This window comes from Brevibacterium sp. FAM 24630 (assembly GCF_049804075.1).
GTDB lineage: Bacteria > Actinomycetota > Actinomycetes > Actinomycetales > Brevibacteriaceae > Brevibacterium.
On the sequence record NZ_JBNBZD010000001.1, the window covers coordinates 311,680 to 336,382 of the forward strand.

Annotated in this window: 24 protein-coding genes; 12 read left to right on the top strand and 12 right to left on the bottom strand. The window is 65.6% G+C overall.

Translation table 11 applies throughout. The features are described 5' to 3' along the window. Nucleotides 1-10: 10 nt before the first annotated feature. The 5 genes from ACPUD7_RS01415 to ACPUD7_RS01435 form a co-directional block, all read right to left on the bottom strand. Complete coding sequence (locus ACPUD7_RS01415; protein ID WP_425118878.1) at nt 11-799, bottom strand: 5'-nucleotidase, lipoprotein e(P4) family; 789 nt, start codon at nt 797-799, stop codon at nt 11-13. A gap of 114 nt (nt 800-913) precedes the next feature. Beyond that, complete coding sequence (locus tag ACPUD7_RS01420) at nt 914-2,023, bottom strand: threonine aldolase family protein (protein WP_425118879.1); 1,110 nt, start codon at nt 2,021-2,023, stop codon at nt 914-916. A gap of 54 nt (nt 2,024-2,077) precedes the next feature. Continuing rightward, nucleotides 2,078-2,677, bottom strand: coding sequence for an AAA family ATPase (locus tag ACPUD7_RS01425; RefSeq protein WP_425118880.1), 600 nt, complete (start codon nt 2,675-2,677; stop codon nt 2,078-2,080). Continuing rightward, a complete protein-coding gene (locus tag ACPUD7_RS01430) occupies nt 2,674-4,014 on the bottom strand; it encodes an MFS transporter (protein ID WP_135541401.1) in 1,341 nt (446 codons plus the stop codon). The genes ACPUD7_RS01425 and ACPUD7_RS01430 overlap by 4 nt, the downstream gene beginning before the upstream one ends. Then, nucleotides 4,011-4,673 carry a hypothetical protein gene (locus ACPUD7_RS01435; RefSeq protein WP_425118882.1) on the bottom strand — a complete coding sequence of 221 codons (663 nt, stop codon included), beginning with the start codon at nt 4,671-4,673 and terminating at the stop codon, nt 4,011-4,013. Before ACPUD7_RS01435 ends, ACPUD7_RS01430 begins: the two co-directional genes overlap by 4 nt. Nucleotides 4,674-4,752: 79 nt before the next feature. On the opposite strand from ACPUD7_RS01435, the gene ACPUD7_RS01440 reads away from it, so the two are divergent. Further along, complete coding sequence (locus ACPUD7_RS01440) at nt 4,753-5,547, top strand: DeoR/GlpR family DNA-binding transcription regulator (protein WP_240689989.1); 795 nt, start codon at nt 4,753-4,755, stop codon at nt 5,545-5,547. 399 nt (nt 5,548-5,946) lie between these two features. Here ACPUD7_RS01440 and sucD read toward each other — a convergent pair whose 3' ends face one another. Together sucD and sucC are read right to left on the bottom strand one after the other, a co-directional pair. Then, nucleotides 5,947-6,843 carry a succinate--CoA ligase subunit alpha gene (gene sucD / locus ACPUD7_RS01445; protein WP_135541405.1) on the bottom strand — a complete coding sequence of 299 codons (897 nt, stop codon included), beginning with the start codon at nt 6,841-6,843 and terminating at the stop codon, nt 5,947-5,949. Nucleotides 6,844-6,861: 18 nt separating this feature from the next. Beyond that, entirely contained in the window at nt 6,862-8,031 is a 1,170-nt protein-coding gene (gene sucC, locus ACPUD7_RS01450) for an ADP-forming succinate--CoA ligase subunit beta (RefSeq protein WP_135541407.1), read from the bottom strand. Nucleotides 8,032-8,228: 197 nt separating this feature from the next. Here sucC and ACPUD7_RS01455 point away from each other — a divergent pair, with 197 nt between their 5' ends. The 4 genes from ACPUD7_RS01455 (at nt 8,229) to ACPUD7_RS01470 (ending at nt 11,463) form a co-directional block, all read left to right on the top strand. Next, nucleotides 8,229-8,723: a MarR family winged helix-turn-helix transcriptional regulator gene (locus ACPUD7_RS01455; RefSeq protein WP_135541409.1), complete on the top strand. Its 495-nt coding sequence runs from the start codon at nt 8,229-8,231 to the stop codon at nt 8,721-8,723. Nucleotides 8,724-8,727: 4 nt separating this feature from the next. Next, the gene (locus ACPUD7_RS01460) at nt 8,728-9,420 is read left to right on the top strand and encodes a GNAT family N-acetyltransferase (RefSeq protein WP_135541411.1); all 693 of its coding nucleotides are present in this window, start codon (nt 8,728-8,730) and stop codon (nt 9,418-9,420) included. Between the two features lie 120 nt (nt 9,421-9,540). Further along, nucleotides 9,541-10,251 carry a hypothetical protein gene (locus tag ACPUD7_RS01465; protein ID WP_135541413.1) on the top strand — a complete coding sequence of 237 codons (711 nt, stop codon included), beginning with the start codon at nt 9,541-9,543 and terminating at the stop codon, nt 10,249-10,251. 18 nt (nt 10,252-10,269) lie between these two features. Then, nucleotides 10,270-11,463, top strand: coding sequence for an FAD-dependent monooxygenase (locus tag ACPUD7_RS01470; protein ID WP_135541415.1), 1,194 nt, complete (start codon nt 10,270-10,272; stop codon nt 11,461-11,463). Nucleotides 11,464-11,533: 70 nt separating this feature from the next. Here the strand turns inward: ACPUD7_RS01470 and ACPUD7_RS01475 are convergent, their stop codons facing one another. From ACPUD7_RS01475 to ACPUD7_RS01495, 5 genes are all read right to left on the bottom strand, one after another. Beyond that, the gene (locus ACPUD7_RS01475; RefSeq protein ID WP_226829721.1) at nt 11,534-11,974 is read right to left on the bottom strand and encodes a hypothetical protein; all 441 of its coding nucleotides are present in this window, start codon (nt 11,972-11,974) and stop codon (nt 11,534-11,536) included. Continuing rightward, nucleotides 11,971-13,074: an adenosine deaminase gene (locus ACPUD7_RS01480; protein ID WP_135541551.1), complete on the bottom strand. Its 1,104-nt coding sequence runs from the start codon at nt 13,072-13,074 to the stop codon at nt 11,971-11,973. The genes ACPUD7_RS01475 and ACPUD7_RS01480 overlap by 4 nt, the downstream gene beginning before the upstream one ends. Before the next feature lie 42 nt (nt 13,075-13,116). Further along, nucleotides 13,117-14,265 (bottom strand): BMP family ABC transporter substrate-binding protein, encoded by a 1,149-nt coding sequence (locus tag ACPUD7_RS01485; RefSeq protein WP_425118884.1) that lies wholly within the window; start codon nt 14,263-14,265, stop codon nt 13,117-13,119. 97 nt (nt 14,266-14,362) lie between these two features. Beyond that, entirely contained in the window at nt 14,363-15,535 is a 1,173-nt protein-coding gene (locus ACPUD7_RS01490) for an amidohydrolase (protein ID WP_425118885.1), read from the bottom strand. 147 nt (nt 15,536-15,682) lie between these two features. Beyond that, nucleotides 15,683-16,792, bottom strand: coding sequence for a mannose-1-phosphate guanylyltransferase (locus ACPUD7_RS01495; RefSeq protein WP_425118887.1), 1,110 nt, complete (start codon nt 16,790-16,792; stop codon nt 15,683-15,685). Between the two features lie 367 nt (nt 16,793-17,159). Here ACPUD7_RS01495 and sdhC point away from each other — a divergent pair, with 367 nt between their 5' ends. The 7 genes from sdhC (at nt 17,160) to ACPUD7_RS01530 (ending at nt 24,597) form a co-directional block, all read left to right on the top strand. Then, on the top strand, nt 17,160-17,537 hold the full coding sequence (gene sdhC / locus ACPUD7_RS01500; RefSeq protein WP_135541421.1) for a succinate dehydrogenase, cytochrome b556 subunit: 378 nt from the start codon (nt 17,160-17,162) through the stop codon (nt 17,535-17,537). Between the two features lies 1 nt (nt 17,538). After that, a complete protein-coding gene (locus tag ACPUD7_RS01505; protein ID WP_135541422.1) occupies nt 17,539-17,988 on the top strand; it encodes a succinate dehydrogenase hydrophobic membrane anchor subunit in 450 nt (149 codons plus the stop codon). Nucleotides 17,989-17,997: 9 nt separating this feature from the next. Beyond that, nucleotides 17,998-19,758, top strand: coding sequence for a succinate dehydrogenase flavoprotein subunit (gene sdhA / locus ACPUD7_RS01510; protein ID WP_425118888.1), 1,761 nt, complete (start codon nt 17,998-18,000; stop codon nt 19,756-19,758). Continuing rightward, nucleotides 19,758-20,546, top strand: coding sequence for a succinate dehydrogenase iron-sulfur subunit (locus tag ACPUD7_RS01515; protein WP_425118889.1), 789 nt, complete (start codon nt 19,758-19,760; stop codon nt 20,544-20,546). Before sdhA ends, ACPUD7_RS01515 begins: the two co-directional genes overlap by 1 nt. 249 nt (nt 20,547-20,795) lie before the next feature. Next, on the top strand, nt 20,796-22,025 hold the full coding sequence (locus tag ACPUD7_RS01520) for a D-alanyl-D-alanine carboxypeptidase family protein (RefSeq protein WP_425118890.1): 1,230 nt from the start codon (nt 20,796-20,798) through the stop codon (nt 22,023-22,025). Between the two features lie 361 nt (nt 22,026-22,386). Next, complete coding sequence (locus ACPUD7_RS01525) at nt 22,387-22,557, top strand: hypothetical protein (protein ID WP_167854462.1); 171 nt, start codon at nt 22,387-22,389, stop codon at nt 22,555-22,557. Between the two features lie 195 nt (nt 22,558-22,752). Further along, nucleotides 22,753-24,597: an acyltransferase family protein gene (locus ACPUD7_RS01530; RefSeq protein WP_425118891.1), complete on the top strand. Its 1,845-nt coding sequence runs from the start codon at nt 22,753-22,755 to the stop codon at nt 24,595-24,597. Nucleotides 24,598-24,703 lie beyond the last annotated feature (106 nt).

Sequence of the window (24,703 nt, forward strand, 5' to 3'; positions counted from 1 at the left end):
CCAACCGACTTCAGTCATCGGTGCGAACCGGTGCGTCCCATTCGTCCAGGTCGGATTCGCTCCAGTCGCCATAGGTCGGATTGGGCAGGACAATCCATTCGGTGCCGAACTTCGCACGGTTCTTCTCCACCAGTTTCCTCTGCTCGTCGACGGACGCATCCGCGAATGCGCCATCGAAATCGTGCAGGGTGTCACCGAGCTGCATGAGCAGGGTGTGGTTCGCCTCGACCTTCGCACGCCGTTCGTCCTTCGGCGGGCCCAGCAGCATCACGTGGTCGTCATCGGCCTGGGGCAGGCCCAGCTTGGCAATGGCTTCGACATTCTCCGCCCGGTTCTCTTCCGTCCGGTCCGAGACGTAGTAGATGTCGACTCCGAGCTGGTCGGCATGTTCGAAGAATTCCAACGCACCGGGGATCATGGTCGGCTCCCCTTTCTTCTCCCAGTCGTCCCACGTGTCCCAGCCGCTGAAGTCATGGCACTTGGCGATATCGCGGGCCAGCAGCTTCGAATTGTCGATGGCAGTCTCATCGAGGTCGGTCATGATGGCCAGATCTTCCCCGTCCGAGGCCTTGGAAACGGCCTTGTCGAGCTGACGCGCAGCCATCTCATAGGTCTGTCCCTGCAGCGCCATCGCCTCGGCGCTCTGCTGCTGCCACTTCACACCCATGGTGTAGGCCGAGACGTCGCAGTCATCCGCCGCTTCGTCGCCCGATACCGGACCCGAATTGAGGATGTATCCGATCACCCCGACGATGAGCACGAGCAGAATCGTCAGGGCAGGAACGAGGGCCTTCTTCATTCATCTTCTTTCTTCAGTGTTCTTCTTTACGGACAACTGTCAGCTCAGGCGGGCATCAGCCGTCGTGGCCGGCACGGCCGCTCGACGGCTCCGCAGCAGCCTGGGAGCGTCGGGTCAGTCGTTGCCGGCGATGGCGGCGACGAGCGCGTCGACGTCCTCTCTCGTCGTGTCGAAGGCGCACATGAGACGGACGATGCCCGTCTCCAAGGGCCAATCCGCGAAAGCGAACTTCTGTCGCGCACGCTCGGCCACCTCGGCGGGCATGCGCACGAACACGACGTTCGACTCGACCCTCTGCACGATCTCGAGCCCGACCATGCCCTTGCTCTCGGCCGCCTCGGCGAGTCTTTCGGCAAGGTACTCGGCCATGTCGTTCGACGCGGTCGCCGAAACCCGCCACAGGTCGCCTTCGTACAGCGCGTTGAGCTGGGCGGACAGGAAGCGCATCTTCGACGCCAGCTGCAGATTCATCTTCCGCAGGAAACGCATGCCCTGGCTGATGTCGGGGTTGAGGACGATGACTGCCTCGGCGCCGAGCAGGCCGTTCTTCGTTCCGCCGAGGCTGACGATGTCGACCCCGACCGCGGTCGTGATGTCGCCCAAGCCGACCCCGAGGTGGGCGGCGGCGTTGCCGAGGCGGGAGCCGTCGACGTGGACGAGCATGTCGAGTTCATGCGCGGTGTCGGCGATCGCCGCGATTTCGTCGGGGGTGTAGGTCGTGCCCCATTCCGTGGACTGGGAGATGCTCACAGCCAGCGGTTGGGCATTGTGCTCGGAACCGCGGCCGACGATCGCACCCCTGATGGTCTCCGGGGTGAGCTTGCCGTTCTCGGTCGCGGCACCGACGATCTTGAGTCCGCCGACCTTCTCGGGTGCGCCGGTCTCGTCGTAGTTGATGTGCGCCGAGGCGGCCGTGATCACCGCAGCCCAGCGAGGCAGTGCCGACTGCAGGGCCAGCACATTGGCACCGGTGCCGTTGAAGACCGGGAACGCCTGTGCGCTGGGGCCGAAATGTCCCTTCATCACCTCGTGGAGATGCGCCGTCCACGGGTCGTCGCCGTAGCCGGGCGCATGGCCGACATTGGCCTCGGCGATGGCGGTGATGACCTCCGGGTGGGCACCCGCCCAGTTGTCCGAGCCGAAGTTGCGCGGATGGGCCGCGAGGGAGGATTCGGGTGCCGGGGCTGACGTCCGGCCGTCTGCTGTCTGTGTGTCGTCGTTCACAGCTTCAGGGTATCGCCACTTCCCGACCGGCGCATTCTGATCCGAAGCCATGGCTCATCCGCGATCGCTGAGCTGGGCTCTGGTCTGCCTGATCACCTCGGCGCTGTCGAAGCCGTGTCTGTCATTGTCGACGTCGACGATCCTCACTCCCCGCCACAGGCACTCGACGGCTGAGGCACGCGACCAGAATTCGTCCCAGTTCTCGAGCTTCCAATGATCGCGCGACAGCCCTCGGGCCGCTACCCGCTCGCGGATGGCCTCACCATCGACGGCGACGCGGACGACGACCCATTCGGCCTGCGGCCAGTCATGGTCGCCGGCATTGTCCTCGAGGAAGGCCGCATCGGGAAGGTAGCGGCCGAAGGGGGCGTCGAGGACGACGCTGCGGCCCAGCCGCAGGTTGTCGCCGGCGACCGCGAGCAGCGTCTGGTACTCGAGGTCCATCACGCGATCCTGATAGATGGGGTTGTCGTCCCGCCCGCAGGGGTCGGTTCCGGCGATCTCGAGCAGTGCCTCGGTCAGTCGCCCGCAGACGACGTCCTTGTCGAGGAGGGCGGCTCCGAATTCGGCGGCAAGTGCCGTGCTCACGCTGGACTTGCCGCTGCCGGCGGGGCCGATGACAACGAAGACCGTCGAGGTCTCTGAGCCGATCACTGCCGCTCCCGGCTGCGGTCCTTGACGAAGAAGCCATAGGAGATCGCTCCGATGACGAGCAGCACTGCGCCGACGAGGAACACCGAGTTGAAGTTGCCGGTGGTGTCGACGAGCCAGCCGGTGACGACCGGGGCCAAGGCAGCGCCGATGAACCCGCCGAAGTTCTGGATCGCGCCCAAGGAGGCGACCTGCTCGCTCGGTGCCACATCGGAGGCCAGGGTCCACAGGCAGCCGATCGGCACCTGCGAGAAGAAGTAGCCCAGGCACAGCAGCACGATGATCAGCGGCACATTGTCGACATAGGCCGTCGGGAACACCGAGGCGGCCGCGAGGACGGCGCCGCCGACGATCGGAACCTTGCGGGCGAAGATCGCGGGCCTGCCCTGTCGGATGAGGACGCCGGAGAACCATCCTCCCGCGAGAACTCCGAGCACACCCATGAGGAACGGCAGCGCCGCGAGCCACCCGGTCTCCTGCAGGCTGAAGCCGAGATCGGTCTCGATGTAGCTGGGCAGCCAGGTGAGGTAGACCCAGACCGTGTAGAAGATGCCGAAGGCGCCGATGATCATGAAGTAGGTGTTCGGCTTCGTGAACAGAGTCCCCCAGCCGACCTTCTCGGCGCCTTCGACCACGGCGTCGGCTTCGGCCTCGGTGGCCTCATCGAGCTGATCCGAGATCTCGTCGGCTGCGGCATCGGCGGCGTCGTCGCCCTTGAGGATGTGCTCCTCACGCAGCGTCGGGTCGCGGTAGATGCGCAGCCACACGAGCATGACGATGATGCCGAGGGCGCCGACGATGATGAACATGCCGCGCCAGGACATCGTGAGCATCAGGAAGGTCAGCAGCGGTGGCGCCAGCGCGTTGGCGATCTGCGAACCGGTGTTGACCAGGGCGATCGGGAACGCGCGCTCCTTGGCGGAGAACCAGCGTTCGTTGACCTTGAGGCCGGCCGTGAAGAACGGAGATTCCGCGACTCCGAGCGCCACTCGCAGCGCATAGAGCACGCCGAAGGAATTCGCCGCAGCGGTGACCATGCCCACCAGTGACCAGGCACCGGAGGCGAACGCGAACATCTTCTTCGCACCGAATTTGTCGACGAGGTAGCCTGCCGGCAGATTCGCGATCGCGTAGGGCCAGGAGAAAGCCGAAAGCAGAAGGCCCATCTGGGTCGCGCTGAGGTCGAACTCCTGCGCGATGGTCGTATTGCCCACGCTGAGGGTGGAGCGGTCGAGGTAGTTGACGATGCCGCCGATGACCAGCAGGGTGACGAAGATCCAGCGGATTCGTCGCGGGTTGCGCGTCCTCGCCGTGCGACGGGGGCTGGCCACGGCGCTCATTCCTGATCTCCGTGTCCGCGCGCCGAAGCGATGGCCGCGAGCATGGTGCGGGCAGCGGTGGTGACGTCACCGTAGTCTCCGCTGCTGCGAGCCGCCTTGGTCACTGAGCTGCCGACACCGATCGCCGCGGCACCCGCGTCAATCCACTCCGAGACGTTCTCGGGGGTCGCACTGCCTGCGGGCAGGATCGGCGCTTGGGCCAAGGGGGCGCGGACGGTCTTGAGATATCCGGGACCCGAGATCTCGGTCGGGAACAGTTTGACGATGTCAGCACCGGCGCTGAGGGTCTCGACCACCTCGGTGGGGGTGAACGCGCCGCTGATGCTCACCGCCTGGTAGCGGTTGGCGACCTCGAGCATCCCGCGGTCGAGGTTCGGGCTCACGAGCATCTGCGCGCCCGCCTCGATGCAGCTGTAGGCCGACTGCGCGTCAAGGACGGTTCCTGCCCCGATGACGACGCCCTGAGCGGAGTACTCTTCGCTCAGCGCTGTGATGATGCGCTTGGCGCCGGGCACCGAGAGCGTGATCTCAAGGGCACGGATTCCGCCGGCGATCGCCGCATGGGCGACGGCGAGTGCTTCGTCTTCGGAATCGAGTCGGATGATGAGCACGGCTCCGGTGTCATGGATGGCTCGGAGGGCCTCGAACTTCGTTAACATATTCACGCACGCTATCACATATATTCACACGCTTTGGGAATCGATGTGAACATGTGTGCATTGTTGGTACCCTGGAATCGTGCCCCCACATCCGAAGCCCTCCGCCCCGCTGATCCCCGATCAGCGACAGCACGAGATCGTCGAGCTGCTCCGTGCCTCCGTGGCGCTCAGCGTACGTGAACTCACCGAGACGATGAACGTCTCCCATATGACGGTGCGTCGCGATATAGCGGCACTCGAAGAGGCGGGTCTGGTCGAATCGGTCCCTGGGGGCGTCCGGCTGATCGGCTCTCCGCGCCAGCAGACACCCGTCGAGCGGGCACCGCGCACCGAGCTCGAGACGCCGGCGAAGCAGGCGATCGCTCGAGCGGCCGCCGCTCATGTCCGTCCGGGTTCGACGGTCTTCCTCGATGCCGGCACCACCTGCGAAGCGATCGTCGAACGCCTCCTGACCATCAGCGATATCACCGTCGTGACCAACGACTTCCTTTCGGCCATGCGGCTCATGGCCGAAGACGTCATGGCGATCCACACCGGCGGCACCATCGACAGCAACAGCGGCTCCTCGAGCGGTCCCCTGGCAGCAGCGACACTGAACGCCATGTCGATCGACATGGCCTTCCTCAGCGCCGGCGCCTGGGACCTCGATCATGGCCTGACCACCTCGGAGACGGACAAACTGACGCTCAAACGCGCGGCGGATCAGGCGGCGGAGCGCACGATCCTCGTGGCCGATTCGTCGAAGTTCGGCACTCATGCCAGGTTCAGGGCCCTCAACCTCGACGAACTCGACCTCATCATCACCGATGACCGTCTGCCCGAGAAGGAACGCACCCGCCTCGAGGACTCCGGAATCCACCTCGAGTACGCCTGAGACCTACGCTCGTCGGGCGTCTTCCACCGGGCATCACCCACCGGCAACTCCACACACTCCCGTTGCACCGGGGTGTTCCGCGGCCGCCGAGGCGAATTGTGCCGAACGCGGTGTTCTGCCGCCAACGGTGTGGGGCGCTCCCCACCAGTGCGGTTTGCTCCCGGTCCGGCTCAGTGCCGGCACGAGCAGGCACGAACCGCGCAGGCACGAGCCGAAAACCCGGTCCGAACGCGCACGATCCGAACGCGCACGGTCCGGATACGCACGGTCCGAACACACAACAGCGCGCCAGGAGTGCCTCCACACGTCACGTGTGACGTACGTGGGCACCTCTGGCGCGCTGGTGTCAGCCTCGGCCGGACCGCGCTGGTATCAGCGACGGCCGGTTCGCACTGGGACTCAGGCGAGGAGTTCGCGCATGAGTTCGGCGGTCTCGGTCGGGGTCTTGCCGACCTTGACGCCCGCAGCCTCGAGGGCTTCCTTCTTAGCCTGGGCGGTTCCCGAGGAGCCGGAGACGATGGCGCCGGCGTGGCCCATGGTCTTGCCCTCGGGAGCGGTGAAGCCTGCGACGTAGCCGACGACCGGCTTCGTCACGTTCTCCTTGATGAAGGCGGCTGCACGCTCTTCGGCGTCGCCGCCGATTTCGCCGATCATGACGATGGCTTCGGTCTCCGGGTCGGCCTCGAAGGCTTCGAGCGCATCGATGTGCGTGGTGCCGATGACCGGGTCTCCGCCGATGCCGATGGCGGTGGAGAAGCCGAGGTCACGCAGCTCGTACATCATCTGGTAGGTCAGCGTGCCGGACTTCGAGACCAGTCCGAGCTTGCCCTTCTTCGTGATGTTGGCCGGAATGATGCCGGCCAGCGACTCGCCGGGGGTGATGATGCCCGGGCAGTTGGGCCCGATGATGCGGGTGGCGTTGCCGGCCGCCTGAGCACGAGCCCAGACTTCGGCCGAGTCCTGGACCGGGATGCCCTCGGTGATGATGACGAGCAGCCCGATCTTCGCGTCGATGGCCTCGATCGCGGCGTCCTTGGAGAAGGCCGGCGGCACGAAGGCCACGGACACATCGGCACCGGTGGCTTCCATCGCTTCGGACACGGAGGCGAAGACGGGGAGCTCGACCTCGTTGCCGTCCTTGTCATTGTGCTTCACGGTGGTGCCGGCCTTGCGGGCGTTGACACCGCCGACGATGTTCGATCCGGCAGCGAGCATGCGAGCAGTGTGCTTCGAGCCCTCTCCGCCGGTGATGCCCTGGACGATGATCTTCGAATCGGAATTCAGAAAGACAGACATTGTTGTAAAGACCTTTCCTTACTTGGCAGCAGCCAGTTCGGCGGCCTTGTCGGCTCCACCGTCCATCGTGTCAGTGAGCGTGACGAGCGGGTGCGCGGCCTTCTGCAGGATGGCGCGCCCCTCTTCCACGTTGTTGCCGTCGAGGCGGACGACCAGCGGCTTGGTGGCCTGCGACCCAAGGATCTCGAGGGCCTTGACGATGCCGTCGGCCACGGCGTCACAGGCGGTGATTCCGCCGAAGACGTTGACGAAGACGGACTTGACCTGGTCATCGCCGAGGATGACGTCGAGTCCGTTGGCCATGACCTCAGCCGAGGCGCCGCCTCCGATGTCGAGGAAGTTCGCGGGCTTGACGTTCGAGTGCTTCTCACCGGCGTAGGCGACGACGTCGAGGGTCGACATGACCAGACCCGCACCGTTGCCGATGATTCCGACTTCGCCGTCGAGCTTGACGTAGTTGAGGTCGAGCTTCTTGGCCTTGAGCTCGAGAGGGTTCTCTGCGCTGATGTCGCGCAGCTCCTCGTGCTCCTTGTGGCGGAAGTCGGCGTTGTCGTCCAGGGAGACCTTGCCGTCGAGGGCGATGATGTCGCCGGCACCGGTCTTGACCAGAGGGTTGACCTCGACCAGGGTGGCGTCCTCGGACTCGAAGACGGTCCACAGGCTCGTCAGGACGGGAGCGATCTTCGCGGCGGTGTCGGCGTCGAAGCCGGCAGCCTCGGCGATCTCGGCAGCCTTGGCATCGTTGATGCCGTCGATGGCGGAGACGGGGATCTTGGCGAGCGCTTCCGGGCGTTCCACGGCGAGCTGCTCGATCTCCATGCCGCCTTCCTTCGAGCACATGGCCAGATAGGTGCGGTTGGAGCGGTCGAGGAGGACGGAGAAGTAGTACTCCTCCGCGATGTCGGCACCTTCGGCGATCATCACCTTTTCGGTGACGTGACCCTTGATGTCGAGTCCGAGGATGTCCTTGGCCCGGGCTTCGGCCTCATCAGGGTTCTTCGCGACCTTGACGCCGCCGGCCTTTCCGCGGCCGCCCATCTTGACCTGAGACTTCACGACCACGGTTCCGCCGCCGAGAGCCTCGGCTGCCTTCTTCGCTTCTTCTGGCGTCGTCGCGACCTGAGCCTTGAGCACGGGCACTCCGTGCTTCTCGAACAGGTCACGTGCTTGATACTCGAAAAGATCCACGTGTATTCCTTCGTTTCTGCTGCCGGGTGGTTGGCCCCTGCAGGTTCGTTGACGGATGCAACAACCAAGGACAACCATATTCCCAAAGGCACCCGTCCATCCAAACGCGCATGTCAAATAGACGTTGGGGGTAAGCAATGTCTCGTCAAAAAGTATCTTTGGCGTCAAGATTCTTGATATGGACGTAAAATCGTTGCATGGACGAAGTAGATCGAATAGTCGCAGCCTGGCGGCGTGAGCGTCCGGACCTCGATGTCTCTCCGATGGAGATCCTCTCCCGCGTCTCGCGATTGGCCAGGCAGTTGGATCTGGCTCGGAAGTCGAGCTTCTCCGATTACGGCATCGAGGGATGGGCCTTCGATGTCCTCTCCGCCCTGCGCCGCTCGGGCGAACCCTATCAGCTCTCCCCCTCGACGCTGCTGCAGGAGACCCTGGTCACCAGCGGGACGATGACCAACCGCATCGACCGGCTCGTCACCCGCGGCTGGGTCGAACGTCGGCCGGATCCCGGAGACCGACGCGGGGTGCTCGTCCACCTCACCGAGAGCGGTCGCGCCACCGTCGACTCCGCACTGGCCGATCTGCTCGTGAAGGAACGGGCGATCCTCAGCGGACTCACGGCCGCGGGAAGCCGCAATCTCGCGTCCCTGCTCCGAGAGCTCTCCACCGGATTCGACAGCGACGAGGACTGAGACCATGCCACCTGCTGACCTCACGGACTTCACCGGCGCACAGCCGCCTCGGCGAGAGACGATCCACGGTCGATTCGTCGACCTCGAACCCTTGGATTCGGCCGCTCACGGCGATGACCTCTTCGCGGAAGTCACGGCACCGACCGGGATCGACGACCGGTTCCGGTACCTGCCGCAGACTCCGCAGACCGATCGCGGGGAGTTCGATTCCTGGATCGCCGAGGCGGCCGGCAGCCCCGATCCCCTGTTCTTCGCCGTCGTCGACCGGTCCACCGGTCGGGCGCTGGGGCGGCAGGCGCTCATGCGCATCGATGCCGCCAACGGAGTCATCGAGATCGGGCACATCCTCTGGGGTCCGAGTCTGTCGCGGACCGCCGCGGCCACCGAGGCGCTCTTCCTCTGCGCCGAGCTCGTCTTCGCTTCCGGATTCCGCCGCTTCGAATGGAAGTGCGATGACGACAATGTGCCGTCGAAGCGGGCGGCCGAGCGCTTCGGCTTCACCTTCGAAGGCGTGTTCCGTCAGCACCTCGTGGTCAAGGGACGCAACCGCGATACCGCGTGGTTCTCGATCATCGACAGCGAATGGCCGTCCCTGCGGCAGGGATACCGGGCCTGGTTCGACGAGGCGAACTTCGATGCAGACGGCCGCCAGCGTGAGAGTCTGCGCGCGCTCATCGCCGCTGCCCGCCACGGCTGAGGCCCTCTGTGCGTCGCCGGCCCGTTCGCCGTTTCGCCGCGCGTCCGCCCGGGCTCGGGCACGGGCGGACATTAGGCTGGAACTGACACCACACGGCCCCTGACGACACCTCGAGGAACCATGCGACTTCGCCCCCTTGCCCTTCTGTCCGCCGCTGCGCTGCTGGCCACGACGACGGCCTGCGTGTCGACTCCCGAGGAGACCCGCCCCCAGCCCCGCCCTTCGGTGAGCAAGGAGGAGGTCACGCCGATCGAGACGCCCAAGGATGCGCCGAAGGTGTCCATCGTCGACTCCTCACCCGGCGGGGCGAAGGACACCGACCCGCTGTGGCAGGGCCTCGCCGAGGCGGCCGAGAAGAAGTCCGAGGCCTACCTCAAGGTCTACGTGCACACCGGCAATCCCGAAGTGCCCGACTCCGGAGAGATGACCGTGACCGCCGACAGCCCAGACAGTGTCAGCGTCACCCTCGATGCGGACAGCGTCGATGACGACCTCTCCCCGTTCCTGCTCCTCCACGGCACTTTCGAGGTCGAGGAGATCGGCAACTCGGCGTTCACGCTCAAGAACGTCGACGACAAGGACATCCCCGAGCTCGATCCGAAGGGCCCGGACGACGAGAAGCGCTGCACTGCCGAGGACGCGCAGGAGCGGATCGGTCTTGCCGCGGACGACCTCGCCGAGGATCCCGGCCGCCGCGAAGAGTTCCGACAGCAGTGGGGCGGCTCACCTCGCGTGTGGTGGGGTATCCAGATGACGGCGATCAGCCTCGGGGAAGAGGGCGAAGTCGCCGGCGACTTCCTCACCGAAGCCTGCGGCGACTACCTCCAGTAAGACCAGTCGCGTGAGCCTATGAAGATCGCCATCGTCGGAGCCGGAATCGGCGGGCTCTCTGCGGCCGTCGGGCTGCAGAGAGCCGGTGCCGAGGTGACCGTGTTCGAACGCGCTCCCGAAGTCAGGGCCGGCGGTTCGGGTCTGTCGATCTTCGCCAACGGTCTGGCGGCACTGGACGCATTGGGCCTCTCCGAGGACTTCGACGCGGTGACCGACCGCAGTGTCGAAGGTTTCGCCGCAGGTCAGCGTCGCGCCGATGGACGCTGGATCGCCCAGGTCCCCAACGACTCCGTCGGGGCGCTGCGCATCGTCGACCGCGCCGATCTCCACCGGATCCTCTTCGGGGCTCTGGCACCGGGGACCGTCCGCACCGACGCGGCAGCGGTCGCGTCCGCGACCGACGGCACCCTGACTGTCACCGCGGGTGCGGTCGGCACGGATTCCGAGGCACAGCTTGCGGCCGAGCAGCGTTTCGACCTCATCATCGCCGCCGACGGCCTGCACAGTCGGATCCGCTCAGTCGTCGCCGGAAGAACGGTCGCACCGCGGTACTCCGGTTATTCCGCGTGGCGGGGCATCACCTCGGTGCCGGTGGATCTGGAGCGTGCCGCCGGGGAATCGGTGGGATGCGGGCGCCGCTTCGGCATCGCTCCGCTGGCCGATGGCCGCGTCTACTGGTTCGCCGTGGCGAACATGCCCCAGGATGCCGTGTTCGCCCGTGAGAAGGCGACCGTCGAGGCGATGTTCGCAGGTTGGCACCGCCCCATCGCCGAACTCATCGAAGCCACCCCCGCCGAGGCGGTCCGTCGCACCCCGATCAGCGACCTCTCCCACCGGTTGGCTCGATTCCATCGGGGCCGGGTGGTGCTCCTCGGCGATGCCGCGCACGCGATGACGCCCGACCTCGGGCAGGGAGGCGGCCAGGCGCTCGAGGACGCGGCGACACTGACCGCGCTGCTCGCCCCGCTGGCTGAGCGCGGTGCTGCGCTGCGTGCAGAACTCGATGAGGCCCTGCACCGGTACGATGCGCTGCGCAGGCCGCGCTCACAGTCGATCGCCCGGAAGTCACGTCTCATGGGGCATATGTTCCAGCTCGACTCCCCGCTGTTGGCACGGGTCCGCAACGCGGTGTTCTCGGTCGTTCCCTCGCGACTCATCGCCGCGCAGGCCGCGAGCGTGCAGAGATGGTCACCGCCGGCTCCGCCTCGGTGAGTTCGCTCCCCCGCGGTGAGGAGTCCCCGCGGCCGAAACGGCACAGCGGTTCAGTCGGCCAGGGCGCGGTTCAGTCGGCCAGGGCGCGGTTGTAGGCCTCGACGACCGGGGGCAGGAAGAAGCCCATGATCACGGCGATGGCGGTGAGCAGGCAGGCCAGGCCCAGCCACAGAGATCCGCCGATGACGCTGAAGGCGAAGACGATGACGAGCAGCTCGAACGCGATCGCCGCGGGTCGCGCCCACCGGTGCAGCCGCCACGCCCCACGTGCCGCGGCACCGACTCCGGCCGCGAAGATGAGGAACATGACGGCCAGGCCGACCAGCGATGCGGCCAGCTCACCCGCGCCGATGGCCGTGATGATGAACGACAGCGCCGAACCGACCAGGGCCAGCGCCTGAATGCCGAGGACGACGACGACCAGGGTCATCGCCCGCGGAGTCGGGACACCGTGCCCGGCAGGATCCTGTGAGCCTCCGGGCACGGCAGACCGGTCACTGCGAGAACTCAAATGTTCACCCGAGCGAATCCGGGGATGAGGATCTCGTCGAGCATGCGCTCGCGCACATCCAGCGGCAGGAAGGCAGCGGTCACCGCGTTCACGGTGGCCCATTCGAGATCCGTCTGCGTCCATCCCGCCTCATCGACGAGCAGACGCATCTCCCGCGACATGGACGTGCCGGACATGAGCCGGTTGTCCGGGTTGATGGTCACGGCGAAGCCGAGATCCTTCAGCCCCGTGATCGGGTGGCTGGCGATGGTGCCGCCGATGTCGGTCTGCAGGTTCGAGCTCGGGCACAGCTCCAGCGGGATCTGCTGGTCGAGGACCCACGCGGCGAGGCTGCCGAGCTGTCCCTCTCCATCGACGATCTCCATGTCCTCGACGATCCGGGCGCCGTGGCCCAGACGCTGAGCGTGGCAGATGGTGATCGCCTCGTGGATGGATTCCTTGCCTGCGGCCTCACCGGCGTGGATCGTCACGGGCACATAGGCCTGATGGAGGGCGTTGAACGCGGAGAGGTGCGCCGAGGGCGGGAAGCCGTTCTCCGGTCCGGCGATGTCGAAGCCGACGACACCGGATTCCGAGCCCTTCTCACGGTGACGGATGGCCAGTTCCGCGATCGCCAGGGAATTGTCGGCCTGACGCATAGCGGTGATGAGCTGGCCGACGCGGATGTACTTGCCCTCGGCGGCAGCTTCCGAGACACCGGCCTCGAGCCCGTCCTGGACTGCCTCGACGACGGTGTCGAGCTCCAGCCCGCCCTCGAGATGCTGTTCGGGAGCCCACCGGGCCTCGGCATAGAACACGCCGTCGGCGACCTGGTCGAGCACCCATTCCTTGGCCACGCGACGCAGATTGTCTTCGGTCTGCATCACGGCCACGGTGTGAGAGAAGGTCTCGAGGTAGCGGACGAGATCACCGGAGTTCGCGGATTCCGCGAACCATCGGCCCAGCGACTCCGCGTCGGCGGCGGGCAGGGTGTGGCCGATCTGATCGGCCAGCTCGATCATCGTCGACGGGCGCAGCCCGCCGTCGAGGTGATCGTGGAGGGACACTTTGGGCAGCTGCAGGATGGGGTCGTCGGAGGCGACGCCGGCGGGTACATTCATCACCGTCTCAGCTTATCCGATGACACCGCCGTCGGCCGTTCATCATCTCTCCAGGTCGATATCCCCGCTCTTGATCCGCTCGCGCAGGTCCGTGATGCCTCGACCGGCATCGGAGACGCGGGAGAGGAACCCGTCCTCGGCGATGATGCGGACCCCGCCGTTGTCGAGCGTGCCCATGTAGCCCCGGTCACCGACGCGGAAGCCGCTGATCTCCTCCGGTCCGCGCTTCGGCGCGGGGGCCACCTCGTCGGGGTTCTTGCTCTGCGGCCAGTCGGGGAACATCGTGCGCAGCCCGCGGCGGACGTTGGGTTCGATGCTCGCCACGATCGACTGCGAGAACCCGCCCGCGGTGCCGTACCACACGAGCTTCGGCAGGATCGGGCTCTTCTCGTCCTCGACCTCGGTGTCGTCGGCGGCCTCGGCCAGATCCTTGCGCTTCTCGTCCGCCGCGGTCACCACCCCCATCGCTGCGGCCGAACCGAAGGGCACGAGGACGTCGGCGTCATCGTCGAAGGACTCATCGAAATAGTCCTCACCGGCCGTGCGGGTATCGGAGATCGACCTGCTTGCCGAGGCGGTGGTGCTGCGATAGGACGTCACCGTCGCCGCGCCTTCGTCCTTCTCGTCGTTGTACAGATCGACCCCGGCGTCGAAGGCGCTGCGGATGGCCCCGGCCTGCGGGAACCCGTGGGAGACGACGACGCCGACCTTCCCCGTCTCCGAGGCGGTGGCCGCGGTGTACCCGGCGATGAACGCCGGCGGGACGAGGTCGAAGTCGATGCTCAGCACGTTCTTCGGCAGGTCTTCGGTGCCGCTGGAGACCCCGAGGAAGAGCTCCTTCGGATGCGCGGCGGCGAAGTCGGCGAGCTCGTCGGCACCGCCGGGTCCGATCACCGTGGTCAGTGCGCAGTCCTGCCGGTGCATCCGATCCAGGGCCGCCGAGGTGGCCGACCCTCCCGAGACCCGTTGGCTCGAGGTGCCGGAGAAGACACCGGCTTCGCGGGCCAGTTCCGTTTCGGCGAGTGTGAGGGCACCGGCCGCATGATCGTCGAATCCGGCGGGAGCGGAGACGAGGCAGCCCAGCCGGGTCTCCTCGAGCGGTTCGGGAGCGGTCACGGAGCAGGCGCCGAGCGCCAGCGTGCTCACCGCACCGAGTGCGGCCAGCAGGGTGGACCGGGCTCTCATCCTCATGAGTCCTAGATTATCGGCCGGCGGTGCGGGCAGGGTAATCAGCCGGCAGGCCCGGGCCCGCGGCGGCGGGGCCCGTGCTCAGCTGCGGCTCGGGAGATCAGCGATCACGGTCGAGGACCCTGAGCGCGGTGGCGGTGAAGACGCGGGCTGCGATGGCCACCGCGCGTTCGTCGATGAGCAGATCACCCTGATGGATGTCATAGGTGATGCCGCCGGGCGTGCGGGTGCCCAGCCGGATGAGCGCGCCCGGGCAGTGGGTGAGGTACCAGGCGAAGTCCTCTCCGCCCATCGACTGCGGAGTCAGCTGCACTGCGTTCTCTCCCAGCTCACCGCGCACAGCGGATTCGATGAGTGTCACCTGGTCTTCGGTGTTGACCACGGGAGGCACACCTCGGCGGTGCTCGAGATCGACGTCGACTCCGTACGGACCGGCGATGCGATCGACGAGTTCGGGAAGCACCTCGGCGACCTGGTTCCACCCGTCGACGTCGAGACAGCGCAGGGTCCCGCGCAGAATCCCCTCGCTGGGAACGACGTTCGCGGCATGACCGGCGCTGATCTCACCCCACACCAGAGAGATCGCGTGGCGAGGGTCGATGAGACGGCCCAGCGTCGAGGGCAGATCGGTGGCGAGCTTGCCGAGGGCGTAGACGAGGTCCTCGGTCAGGTGCGGCCGGGAGGTGTGCCCGCCGTGCCCGGAGAGACGGATGATGACGGTGTCTCCGGCAGCCGTGATCGCACCGATGCGCGAACCCACCTTGCCGATGTCGACATTCGGATCGCAGTGGACGGCGTAGACCTCGGGCACATCATCGAGGACGCCCTGGGAGATCACGCGCAGCGCCCCGCCCGGGGTGACCTCCTCGCCCGGCTGGAAGATCAGGCGGACGCGACCGCCGAGTCCGCCGGGACGGGTCTCGTGGATGCGCTGCAGGGCAATGCCGGCGCCGATGAGGGAGGTCAGGTGCACATCGTGGCCGCAGGCGTGGGCGACACCGGGCACCGTCGAACGGAACTCCTCGTCGATGAGGTCGTCGACGGGCAGAGCGTCGATATCGGCACGCAGCCCCACGGCCACCGGCCCCTCCCCGACCTCGCAGACGACGCCGGTGCCCTCGAGTCGCCGCGGCTGGAGCCCGGCGGCTTCGAGGCGGGCGACGATCTTGTCGGTGGTCTCGAACTCTTGGAAGGACAGTTCCGGGTGGGCATGGATGTCGCGGCGGAAATCGATGAGCTCTGCACCGATCTCAGCGATTGTCGAGCTGATCATGTCAGGTCCTTCGTCAGCGGGAAGTTCGGGGATGGCTGGTGTCGACCATTGGAAGCAATGCTAAGCACAGACCGTCACATCTGTGCTCACTGCGACCAATTTCGACATACTTCCCACGAAGGGCAACTTCCCGCGAAGGGCATCGGCTCAGAGCAATTCGTCGAGCCCCCGCTCCCCTGCCGCGGACACGGCCTTCTTCACATCCTGAGCGTGAGAGCGGGAGGTGATGAGCAGAACGTCGTCGGTGTCGACGACGACGAGGTCTTCGAGTCCGACGATCGCCACCGTCCGCGGCCCTTCGGAGAAGACCACGCCCGAGGCATCGACTTCGAGCAGATCGGTGTTGCCGCCGATGGAGATGACCCCACGCGGTTCGCCGGGCACGGGCTGGCGCAGTCGGGCCACGGAGTCGAAGTCGCCGACGTCGTCCCAGCCGAAGTCGCCGGGGATGACGATGACACGGCCGGCGGCAGCGGCGGGTTCGGCCACGACATAGTCGATGGCGCGCTTCTCCAGGCCCGGCCACACCTCCTCGAGCACCTCCTGATGGTCGGGGGTGTCCCAGGCCTCGGCGATCCGGGAGAGTCCGGCGAAGAGGGCGGGGTCCTCCTCGGCGAGGATCTCGAGCAGGGATTCCGCTTTGGAGATGAACATGCCGGCGTTCCACCGGTAGCGTCCGGAATTCACGTACCGACGGGCAGTGCTCGCGGCGGGCTTCTCCGCGAACGCCAGCGCCCGACGAGCGGTGGGCGCCCCGTCGAGGCCGAGCAGATCGCCGGTCTTGATGTAGCCGTAGGCGGTCGCGGGGTTGCGGGGCATGATGCCGACGGTGACGATGTCCCCGGTCTCGGCGGCGGCCACGGCTTGGTCGATGACGAGGCGGAACTCGTCGACGTTCGTGATCGAGTGATCGGCGGAGAACGACCCGACGATCGCCGCAGGGTCTTCGCGGGCGATGAGCATGGTGGCCAGGCCGATCGCCGCGGCGGAGTCCTTGGGTGAGGGTTCGGCGACGATCTGAGTCCGTGAGATCCCGGGCAGCTGGGAGGCGACCTGGTCGAGGTGGGTCTCGCCGGTGACCACCCAGACCTTGTCCTCACCGACCATGGGGGCCACCCGATCCCAGGTGGCCTGGATCAGGCTGCGACCGAGCCCGAGCACATCGTGGAGGAACTTCGGGTTGGCGCGACGGGACAGCGGCCAGAGGCGGGTTCCCGAACCGCCTGCGGGGATGATGGCGTGGAAATGGGTATTCACGGAATCAGTGTCCCAGAGTTCGGGCATCGCTTCCCCGAGGTTGTCCGCCGTGTCGGAGGAGCTCAGCCGCAGCGTGGCGGTGGGGACAACCCCACCCCGGGGCCGCCTCGGTGACGGTCGGGGACCGCGTCGGCGTCAACCGCGGGGCTCGCAAGGGTCATGCAGGTCAGACCGGAGATCTCATCATTTAGCGCACACGACTGTGATGTAAATGAAAATCCGTGAGACGGGAAATCCCAGTTTTGAGGGAATTGCCAGGGTTGAGGTGTGATCCGGCACGCTGAGCGGTGTCTCGACTGGCACCGGAGCGGTCTTCGGCGTAGTTTCTAGACGTACACACCCCAATACTCAAGATGGAGGATGCTCCGTGGCCAAAGCGTCTACGGGCACTCTGTACCGAGGAAACGAAGGAATGTGGTCCTGGGTCGCGCATCGCGTCACAGGCGTCGGAATCTTCTTCTTCCTTCTGGTCCACGTGCTCGATACTGCACTCGTCCGCGTCTCGCCCGAGGCCTACAACGCAGTGATCGGAACCTACAAGACACCCGTCATGGCATTCGGTGAGATCGCCCTGGTCGCCGCAATCGCGTTCCACGCGTTCAACGGGCTGCGCGTCATTCTCGTCGATTTCTCGAAGAGTGGCCCGAAGAATCAGAAGAAGCTGTTCTGGGGAGTCATGGTCCTTTGGCTCATCATCATGATCGCCTTCATTCCTCGCCAGCTGATGCACACTTTCGGAGGCTGACATGAGCACAACATCCATTCCGGCTCCGCGGACCGGCTACTCCCGGCACAAGTCGACGCGTTCGAAGTTCGAGATGTTCGCATGGCTGTTCATGCGCGTCTCCGGCGTCATCCTCGTGATCCTCATCTTCGGCCACCTGTTCGTCAACCTGTGGGCCGGCGACGGCGTCCAGGCCATCGACTTCGGATTCGTCGCAGGCAAGTGGGCCAGCCCGTTCTGGCAGATCTGGGATCTGCTCATGCTGTGGCTGGCGATGCTGCACGGCACCAACGGCCTGCGCACCATCATCATGGACTACTCCGAGAAGCCCAGCACCCGCATGGCTCTGCAGGTGATCCTCTACATCGCCTCGATCATCGTCATCGTGCTCGGCACGCTCGTCATCTTCACGTTCGATCCCTGCCCGGCCGGAGCGGACCCCTCGGTCCTGGCTGAGTTCTGCAAGGCCTAAAGGAGAAACATGCAGGTACATCATTACGACGTCGTCATCGTCGGCGCCGGCGGCGCCGGCATGCGTGCGGCGATCGAATCGGGCCAGCGCGCCCGGACCGCCGTTCTCACGAAGCTCTACCCCACCCGTTCGCACACCGGTGCCGCCCAGGGCGGAATGTGCGCCGCACTGGCGAACGTGGAAGAGGACAACTGGGAATGGCACACCTTCGACACCGTCAAGGGCGGTGACTACCTGGTCGACCAGGACGCCGCCGAGGTGATGGCCAAGGAAGCCATCGACGCCGTGCTCGATCTCGAGAAGATGGGGCTGCCCTTCAACCGCACCCCCGAAGGCAAGATCGACCAGCGTCGCTTCGGCGGTCACACCCGTGACCACGGCAAGTCGGCCGTGCGCCGTTCCTGCTACGCGGCCGACCGCACCGGCCACATGATCCTCCAGACCCTGTACCAACAGTGCGTCAAGCACGGCGTGGAGTTCTACAACGAGTTCTACGTCCTCGACCTCGTCATGACCGAGGTCGAGGGGGTCAAGCGCCCGGCCGGCGTCGTGGCCTACGAACTGGCCACCGGCGAGATCCACATCTTCCAGGCCAAGTCGGTCGTCTTCGCCACCGGCGGAGTCGGCAAGGTCTTCAAGACCACGTCGAACGCCCACACCCTGACAGGCGACGGAATGGCCGTGACCTACAACCGCGGCATCCCGCTCGAGGACATGGAGTTCTTCCAGTTCCACCCCACAGGCCTCGCCGGCCTGGGCATCCTGCTCTCCGAGGCAGCTCGCGGTGAAGGCGGAATCCTCCGCAACTCCGACGGTGAGCGCTTCATGGAGCGCTACGCCCCGACGATCAAGGACCTCGCTCCGCGTGACATCGTCGCGCGTTCGATGGCCAACGAGGTCCGTGAGGGTCGCGGCTGCGGTCCGAACAAGGACTACGTCCTCCTCGACCTCACCCACCTCGAACCGGCGCATATCGATGCCAAGCTGCCGGACATCACGGAGTTCGCCCGCACTTACCTCGGTGTCGAGCCCTACACCGAGCCCGTGCCGGTGTTCCCGACCGCGCACTACGCCATGGGCGGCATCCCGACGAACATCAAGGCCGAGGTCCTCGGCGACAACGACACCGTCGTGCCCGGCCTCTACGCCGCAGGCGAATGCGCCTGTGTGTCCGTGCACGGCTCGAACCGTCTGGGCACGAACTCGCTTCTCGACATCAACGTCTTCGGCAAACGCGCCGGCATCGCCGCCGCGGAATACGCCCAGACCGCCGATTCCGTGGAACTTCCGGAGAGCCCGGAGACACAGGTCGTCGAGATGCTCGAGAAGATGCGCACCTCGGATGGCACCGAACGCATCGGCGCCATCCGCAAGGATCTGCAGGAGATCATGGACTCCAACGTCCAGGTGTTCCGCACCGACGAGACTCTGCGCGAGGCACTCGACGAGATCGCCAAGCTGCGCGAACGCTACAACAACGTGGGCATCCAGGACCGCGGCAAGCGCTACAACCTCGATCTGCTCGAGGCTGTCGAGCTGGGCTTCCTGCTCGAACTCGCCGAGGTCATCTCCGTCGCGGCCATCCACCGCAAGGAATCGCGCGGCGGACACTTCCGTGAGGACTTCCCCGATCGTGATGACGAGAAGTTCATGCACCACACGATGACCTACCTCGATCCCGAAGCGGAGACCGACGGCATCAAGGGCATGCGTCTTGAGACGAAGCCCGTCATCGTCACCCGTTACCAGCCGATGGAGCGTAAGTACTGATGAGCACCGACACCACCCCAGAGCCAGCCTCGAAGATCGATCTGCCCGAGCATGTCTCGGGCGAAGGCGGAAGCATTCCGTCCTTCGACTGCACCTTCCAGATTGCACGGTTCGACCCCGAACTCGATTCGGAGCCGCACTGGGAGGAATACAACATCACGATGTACGGCACCGACCGTGTGCTGGATGCCCTCCACAAGATCAAATGGGAGATCGACGGCTCGCTGTCCTTCCGCCGGTCCTGCGCCCACGGCGTCTGCGGCTCCGATGCGATGCGCATCAACGGCCGCAACCGCCTGGCCTGCAAGACGTTGCTGAAGGACCTCGACACGTCGAAGCCCATCATCGTCGAGGCGATCAAGGGTCTTCCGCTCGAGAAGGACATGATCGTCGACATGGAGCCCTTCTTCCAGTCGTACCGTGAGGTCATGCCGTTCCTCGTCACCTCCGGTCACGAGCCCACCCGAGAGCGTCTGCAGTCGGCCGAAGAGCGTGCGGCCTTCGACGACACCACGAAGTGCATCCTCTGCGCGGCCTGCACCTCCTCGTGCCCCGTGTTCTGGACCGACGGTCAGTACTTCGGACCGGCCGCGATCGTCAACGCGCACCGTTTCATCTTCGATTCGCGTGACGAGGGCGGCGACATGCGCCTCGAGATCCTCAACGACAAGGAAGGCGTGTGGCGCTGCCGCACCACCTTCAACTGCACCGAGGCCTGCCCTCGCGGCATCGAGATCACCAAGGCCATCGCCGAGGTGAAGCAGGCGATCCTGCAGCGCGCCTTCTGATCGCGACTGCCTGAAGTCCTACTGCTGCGGCCCCGCACCGATGGGTGCGGGGCCGTTTTCGCATTCTGCCGCCTCGGTTCCGGTGGGGGCGTCCGGTTCACGGCGCCTCGGCGCCGATGGAGGGCGGCGCGGCGGCGCTGGTGGAGGACGGCGCCTCGGCGCGGGTGGAGGAGCACGACCTGCGTCACTTCGGTGCGGGTGAGGCAAACCTGAGGACAGCGGGACGGACGCGAAAGTAGACTGGGGCGCATGCGTTTCACCCGCTCGTCAGCTTCCTCACTGCTCGCACTGCTCCTCGGTGCCGTGGCCGCAACAGTTCTGGTCGCGGCCCAGCTCGCCTACTCCCCCGCACCGGCGAAGGCAGCGCCACAGCCGGCGGAGTCGACGGCTCCGGCGTACGTGACGCCTGACGACCTCGGCGATGGGGCGAAGCCGCCGAAGCCGGTGGGCGTCTCCTGGCTCGTCGGTGACCTCGACAGTGGGAATCTGCATGCGGCGAAGAACATCGAGAAGCGGCACGCACCGGCTTCGACGATCAAACTGCTCACGGCTCTCGCTCTCGTCGATGTGCTCGATGACAAGAAGCAGAAGGTCAAGGCCGAATTCGAGGACATGGAGATCGACGGGACGAAGGTCGGGCTCATGCAGACGAACAGCTACACGGTCGATCTGCTCTTCCACGCCATGCTGATGTCGAGTGCCAATGATGCCGCGAACGCCCTCGGGCGGGCCGCCGGTGGTCAGGACAAGGCCGTGAAGCTCATGAACGACAAGGCCGCCGAGCTGGGGCTGGAGAACACGCATGCGGTGAACACCTCGGGCCTCGACGCGAAGGGGCAGTACACGAGCGCCGAGGACCTCATGAAGCTCGCGTGGGCCGTCTGCGAGGACGACTATCTCATGAAGGTCATCGGGACCGAGACTTATAAATTCCCCGGCGGGAAGAATCCGCAGACGAAAGAGAAGTTCAAAGGCTACGAGATTCAGAACCACACAAAGATCGTCGGGCAGGTCGACGGCGGACTGGGTCTGAAGAACGGCTTCACTCGCGCCGCGAAGGGCTCGTATGTGGCCGTAGCCGAACGAGACGGACACCGTGTCGTGGCGACGATGCTCGGCATCGACAACAACTCCCGGCAGGCCGCCGTCGACCTCCTCGAATGGGACTTCGCGCAGAAGGATCCGAAATCGCTGCAGACCGTTCCGGTGGGGACTCAGGCAACCGCCGAGGCGGACCCCACCGCTTCGGGCAGCGGCAGCGATGCCGGTGGAACCGACGAAGGGACGGCAGCGGCGTCGGCGGAGAAGTCGACGCCCGAAGAATCGGAGGGGGCGGCTGCCTCGGTGGCGTCTCGGTCCTTGGGTGCGGCGATGGACAATCCCCTCGCTCTCGGACTGCTTGCCGTGGGCGTCGTTCTGCTCACCCTCACTGCCGTGTTCTGGGTCAGGCTGCGGGCGCGCATGCAGGGGCGTCGCTGAGCTCTCGTCGCCCTGCATCGGCACGAAGCACCCTTCTCGACGAAGGTCTCACGGCGGTCACCGGCCGCGCATCTATGACCTCACGGGCCTCGAGTGGACAATTCTCGCTCGCGTCGGATATGCTGATTCTTTGCGTTCGAAGTTGTCCGCATTCATCGAACCGGTCGATGAGTTGCTCCTGACGACCGACAGTGAGAGTCGTAGGCCCCGATCCTGGTTCGCCCTTGCAGATGAATGTTCCGGACACCGTGTCTCTTCGAAACGCAGATCCCCATTGGCGATCACCCAGTCGCCGACTTCAGAACCTGACGAATAGCGTGCGTAGTTGCCTGCTATTCACAACCGAAGAAAGGAGGGAACCATGTCTGAGTTCCCACAGTGGGTCCAGCGCGGACTCATCCACGCAGGAATGATCGATCCCAAGATCAGCCGCGAATCCCGCGGTGAGACCACGATCGAAGATTCGACCGGTCGCATCGTGCTGTTCACCGGCACCTCGCTGCGCGAGATCACGCCGATGGCAGCCGCCTGACCGCCTGAACTGAAGAGGACGCCCACTCGCTGCCGGGTTTTACGCAGCGCGTGGGCGTCTGCTCATTCACTCCGGCCTCCGGCCTCCGGCGGCCGGGTCCGACGCAGCCGACGATCGCCGTGAGCATGCCCATTCGCTCAGCGCATCGATTCCCGATACTGTGAATGCCGAAGAGACCTCCCAACCCCACCGGCTATGTCTGATCTCCGCACTGATTCTGCGCACCTGGACGCTTCCCCCGCAGCGTCGACCCGATTTCAGCATCTCGAGGGGCTCCGCGGGTTCTCCATCGCTTTGGTCGTCATCTTCCACGTCTTCATCGGACGTGTCTCCTCCGGGGTGGATGTGTTCCTCTTCCTCGGTGGCACACTCCTCCTGTCTTCACAGATCCGCAACGCTGAGCGACTCGACGGACGTTCCTTCGCCCGTTCGGTGCTGCGCGTCCTCCTGCGTCTGCTCCCCGCGCTCCTCGCAGTCGTCGCCACGACCGTCGGCGGAGTCCTCATCTTCTACCCGCATCTGGACTGGGGACAGTGGCTGACGGATGCTTCAGCCGCCGCGAGCTTCTGGATCAACTGGCGTTTCGTCTCTCTCGGTTCCGATTACGATGCAGCGGGAATCGACAGCAGTCCCCTGCAGCATCTGTGGTCGATGTCGGTCCAGTTCCAAATCTATATTGCGATCATCGCACTCGTCTTCGCCTCACGTGGCCGTTCGGCACGGGTGCGGATGCGTCCACTGGTGTGGATCATCGCCCTGTTGTCGATGCTCTCGCTCCTCTGTGCGACCTGGATGGCCCTCGCCGGCGATCAGGGGGTGAACTACTACTCGACCTTCTCACGCTTCTGGGAGATCGGTGCCGGTGCGCTCCTCGGCCTGGTGCTGTTCGACGCCGAGCGCATCCGAGGCTCATCATGGCCACGGTGGCTCAGTGCCGTGCTGTCATGGGTCGGAGTGGTCATGATCTTCTCCGTCGGGCTGTTCTTCGACGGTGCCGAACAGTTCCCGGGGCCCCTGACTCTCGTTCCCCTCCTCGGTGCTCTGCTTCTCATCGGGGCCGGTCTCGTTCGCCAGAGGAAGCCACCGATCATCATCCGAGTTTTGGAGTCGGCTCCGCTGACCCGCCTCGGCACGATCGCCTACTCCTTGTACCTGTGGCATTGGCCGCTGCTCATCCTCACCGTCAGAGTCACCGGCATCGATGCGAAGAACCCTCTCGTCGGCGTCCCGGTGATTCTCGCTTCTCTGCTGCTGGCCGAGCTCACGCATCGGTGGGTGGAAATCCCACTGCGCCAGCGGACGGGGCCGGAGCCGCTGCCTTCCACCATCGCCCGGGCGCGGGTCGGCATGGTGGCGGTTCTGGTCCTCCTCCTCGTCTCTCCCCCGGCCTGGGCCGTTGGTCTCGTCGCGAACAGGGCCTACGTCGAGCACAAGATCTCGGCTGTCATCGCCGAAGGCCGCCCCGACTCCTACCCGGGTGCCGGCGAGATCCTCGACGGAATCGAACCACGCCTCGATGTGCCGATCATGCCGGGCCTGGCCTCACGGGACCCGATGATGCCGCCGACGGAGGCCGACCGATGCACGACACCGCAGAGCGACGACTCGATCATCTTCGACAAAGCCGACGGCGATCCGTGCTGGTACGGTGACACCGACTCGGAGCGATCACTGTATGTCGTCGGCGGATCACACAGCGAACAGTGGCTTGGTGCTCTCGACATCATCGGCAAGCGCCGAGGCATCCGGATCGTGCCTTTCACCCGCGCCGGCTGCCCTCTGTACTACAGTCCCACCGATGATACGGACTGCATCTCGTGGTCACGAAAGGTCGAAGAACACATCAGACTGCATCCGCCTTCGGAGGGCATATTCATGTCCTCGACCCGACCCACCGGAGACCAGGAGGAGGAGCCTGACTACGTCCCGGACGAGTACATCGACGTCTTCGAGCGTCTGGCCGAAGAGGAGAACACGATCTTCGCCGTTCGCGACACTCCGTGGCTGCAACTCGGCGACGGCCCTCTGTGTCAGCCTTAGATGAGACACCCGGATGGTCCGGTTTGGTGTCGTAGAGGGCGGGAGGAGGTATCCCCGCGATGAACACAACGATGACAACTCCGATCGAGTCGAGGCATTCTGGGGG

What these genes read in the sequence shown, in the direction of transcription:
- ACPUD7_RS01455 (WP_135541409.1), top strand. Translation starts at nt 8,229, where the DNA reads ATGGACGAAGTAGATCGAATAGTCGCAGCCTGGCGGCGTGAGCGTCCG.
- ACPUD7_RS01505 (WP_135541422.1), top strand. Translation starts at nt 17,539, where the DNA reads ATGAGCACAACATCCATTCCGGCTCCGCGGACCGGCTACTCCCGGCAC.
- sdhA (WP_425118888.1), top strand. Translation starts at nt 17,998, where the DNA reads ATGCAGGTACATCATTACGACGTCGTCATCGTCGGCGCCGGCGGCGCC.
- ACPUD7_RS01515 (WP_425118889.1), top strand. Translation starts at nt 19,758, where the DNA reads ATGAGCACCGACACCACCCCAGAGCCAGCCTCGAAGATCGATCTGCCC.
- sucD (WP_135541405.1), bottom strand. Translation starts at nt 6,843, where the DNA reads ATGTCTGTCTTTCTGAATTCCGATTCGAAGATCATCGTCCAGGGCATC.
- ACPUD7_RS01430 (WP_135541401.1), bottom strand. Translation starts at nt 4,014, where the DNA reads ATGAGCGCCGTGGCCAGCCCCCGTCGCACGGCGAGGACGCGCAACCCG.
- ACPUD7_RS01485 (WP_425118884.1), bottom strand. Translation starts at nt 14,265, where the DNA reads ATGAGGATGAGAGCCCGGTCCACCCTGCTGGCCGCACTCGGTGCGGTG.
- ACPUD7_RS01415 (WP_425118878.1), bottom strand. Translation starts at nt 799, where the DNA reads ATGAAGAAGGCCCTCGTTCCTGCCCTGACGATTCTGCTCGTGCTCATC.
- ACPUD7_RS01470 (WP_135541415.1), top strand. Translation starts at nt 10,270, where the DNA reads ATGAAGATCGCCATCGTCGGAGCCGGAATCGGCGGGCTCTCTGCGGCC.
- ACPUD7_RS01435 (WP_425118882.1), bottom strand. Translation starts at nt 4,673, where the DNA reads ATGTTAACGAAGTTCGAGGCCCTCCGAGCCATCCATGACACCGGAGCC.
- ACPUD7_RS01520 (WP_425118890.1), top strand. Translation starts at nt 20,796, where the DNA reads ATGCGTTTCACCCGCTCGTCAGCTTCCTCACTGCTCGCACTGCTCCTC.
- ACPUD7_RS01530 (WP_425118891.1), top strand. Translation starts at nt 22,753, where the DNA reads ATGTCTGATCTCCGCACTGATTCTGCGCACCTGGACGCTTCCCCCGCA.
- ACPUD7_RS01465 (WP_135541413.1), top strand. Translation starts at nt 9,541, where the DNA reads ATGCGACTTCGCCCCCTTGCCCTTCTGTCCGCCGCTGCGCTGCTGGCC.
- ACPUD7_RS01490 (WP_425118885.1), bottom strand. Translation starts at nt 15,535, where the DNA reads ATGATCAGCTCGACAATCGCTGAGATCGGTGCAGAGCTCATCGATTTC.
- ACPUD7_RS01525 (WP_167854462.1), top strand. Translation starts at nt 22,387, where the DNA reads ATGTCTGAGTTCCCACAGTGGGTCCAGCGCGGACTCATCCACGCAGGA.
- ACPUD7_RS01480 (WP_135541551.1), bottom strand. Translation starts at nt 13,074, where the DNA reads ATGAATGTACCCGCCGGCGTCGCCTCCGACGACCCCATCCTGCAGCTG.
- ACPUD7_RS01460 (WP_135541411.1), top strand. Translation starts at nt 8,728, where the DNA reads ATGCCACCTGCTGACCTCACGGACTTCACCGGCGCACAGCCGCCTCGG.